Genomic DNA, 2,058 nt, shown 5'->3' with positions numbered 1-2,058 from the left:
GCGCCGTCGTGGCCATGGCCCGGGCATCCGGATCGGTCAGCGACACCTGGGTCTCGCCCGAGGCTTCCATGCGCGCCTGCATCGCGCGGGTCTGCTCGGCCTCGCGGACGAGGAAAGCCAACTTGCGCGCCAGCCGTTCCAGCCGTCCCTTCGGCAAGGGCTGGCCGCCTTCCGCCTCGGCGGCGTCAGCGCGGTCCAGTTCGGCCATGTAGCGGGCAATGCCGGCGTCGAAGTCCTTCGTCTTGCGCCGCAATTTCTCCAGCGTGTAGCTTTTCGACTTGGCATTCACGGCCTTGAACCGGCTGCCGTCGATCGCGACCGTGTCGGCGTCGAGCAGGCTCATGTCGCGGCAGAACAGGACGAATTGCCGGCAGACCTTGCGGATCGCCGGGCCGTTCTCTTTCCGGAAATCCGCGATGGTCTTGAAGTCCGGCCTCAGTCTGGAGGTGAGCCAGATCAGTTCCAGGTTCCGGCCGCATTCGGTTTCGAGCCTCCGCGAGGACTGGATGCGGTTGAGATAGCCATAGACGTAGATGCGCAGCATCAGCCCGGGATGGTATCCCGGGCGGCCGGTCTCCTTCGCCGCTGTCCTGAAGCCGAGGGCGGCCAGATCGAGCATCTCCACGAAGGCATCGACCACCCGCACCGGATTGGCCTCTCCGACGTAGTCGTCCAGCGTTTCCGGAAAGAGCATCGCCTGCTGCCGCCCCGCACCTTCGATGAAACCCGCCATGCCCTGCCTCCCCCGCTTGTGCGGAAAGTATAGCAGAGTCAGTGTGATATCGGGCGAGTTTTCACACAGCCTGCGCACTCGATGAACGGTCGAATTGCTCGATGAACCGACAATGCCCGGGGCAGGCTGCGGTCCGACGCCCGGCCGGAACATGCACCAGCAGGGTCCTGAGCCTAGGTGTTTGATCCCACGGTTTGATGGTGTGATCCTTTCGAAGGAATGGAAGGATGCCCTATGGGACAAGTTCGTCACGGAAGCGCCACGATCCTCTGACCGGAAGGCGAATGTGCGCATTCGCCGAGAGGGGCGCACGCCGTCAGAGCAGCATACAGCGATCGCAAGCTTCGGCCGCGGCGCTGAGCCGGGAGCTCGGGATCAATCCCAAGACGGTTGCGAAGTGGCGTAAACGGCAGACGGTCGATGATCGCAAGACCGGGCCAACGGAGCCTCGTTCGACGGTCCTCACCGAGGCTGAGGAGGCGGCCGTCGTCGCGTTTCGACGCCACACGCTGCTGCCGCTGGATGACTGCCTGTACGCCTTGCAACCATCGATCCCGCACCTGACCCGATCAGCGCTGCACCGCTGCCTTCGGCGGCATGGGGTCTCGCGGCTGCCGGACGTCGAGGACGACAAGCCTAAGCTTCAGCGCTTCAAGCGCTACCCGATCGGATTTTTTCACATGGATATTGCCGAAGTGCAGACCGCAGAGGGCAAGCTCTGTCTCTTCGTGGCAATCGATCGCACCAGCAAGTTCGCGGTCACTCAGCTGGTCGAGAAGGCCGACAGACGGACGGCGTGGGAGTTCCCGGAGCACCTGCTCAAAGCCGTTCCCTACCGCATCCACACAATCCTGACCGATAACGGCATCCAGTTCGCCGACCAGTCCAGGAACCGGAACACCGCCCATTCCCGGCAAATCCGCTTCGACATGATCTGCGAGGTCAACGGGATCGAGCACCGGCTGACCAAGCCCAACCATCCTTGGACCAACGGACAGGTCGAACGGATGAACCGCACGATCAAGGAGGCGACCGTCAAACGGTACCATTGCGACAGCCACGACCAGCTGCGCACGCACCTCGCAGACTTCATGGCAGCTTACAACTTCGCGCGCCGCCTCAAGACCATCAACGGGCTCACACCATACGAATACATCTGCAAGATATGGACATCAGAGCCAGACAGATTCATCCTCGATCCGATCCACCAGATGCCGGGACTGAACACCTAGGCCGGGCCCCGACGCCGGCTGCAGAACATGGTCCGCCCGCTGCGGACCAGCGGCGGAGACAGGCATGCGCGGGGCGGACCAGACGAGCGGATC

At 63.2% G+C, this 2,058-nt stretch carries 1 protein-coding gene and 1 pseudogene; one reads left to right on the top strand and one right to left on the bottom strand.

Annotated elements, in window-relative coordinates; translation table 11 throughout:
• Positions 1-733, bottom strand: a 733-nt coding sequence (locus HCC78_RS32260; protein ID WP_172332775.1) for a transposase, incomplete at its 3' end; no start/stop codon positions are given.
• Between the two features lie 234 nt (positions 734-967).
• Here HCC78_RS32260 and HCC78_RS32255 point away from each other — a divergent pair.
• Positions 968-1,965: pseudogene (locus HCC78_RS32255) on the top strand (IS481 family transposase).
• Positions 1,966-2,058: the final 93 nt, after the last annotated feature.

This window comes from Mangrovicoccus sp. HB161399 (genome assembly GCF_013184745.1).
Taxonomy (GTDB): domain Bacteria; phylum Pseudomonadota; class Alphaproteobacteria; order Rhodobacterales; family Rhodobacteraceae; genus Mangrovicoccus.
Note: the sequence above shows the minus strand (reverse complement) of the source record. Positions and strands in the feature narration are given on the sequence as shown.